The organism is Vibrio sp. OPT46, from assembly GCF_015163535.1.
GTDB lineage: Bacteria > Pseudomonadota > Gammaproteobacteria > Enterobacterales > Vibrionaceae > Vibrio > Vibrio alginolyticus.
Genome location: NZ_JADDYG010000545.1, coordinates 1 through 248, shown reverse-complemented (window position 1 = coordinate 248; position 248 = coordinate 1). Strand labels below are relative to the sequence as shown.

At 41.9% G+C, this 248-nt stretch carries 1 protein-coding gene; it reads left to right on the top strand.

The features are described 5' to 3' along the window. Positions 1-248 (top strand): MipA/OmpV family protein (locus IQR33_RS22255; RefSeq protein WP_193844052.1); only part of this gene is annotated, 248 nt, incomplete at both ends.

Sequence of the window (248 nt, the reverse complement as noted above, 5' to 3'; positions counted from 1 at the left end):
ACTTACTTCCACATCATGAAATTCGGTAGTGTTGATTTTGTTCCTTTTGCTAACCTAACTTATCAAAGTGAAGACTACGTAGATTACTACTTTGGTGTAAAACAACGCGAAGCAAACGCAAACCGCAAAGCATACAAAGGTGATTCAACGGTAAGCTATGGTGTGGGCTACAAACTTGTTATGCCAATCAACGACAACTGGCAAGTAAGCCAAATGACACAATACACGCGCCTAGGCAGCGGTATCAG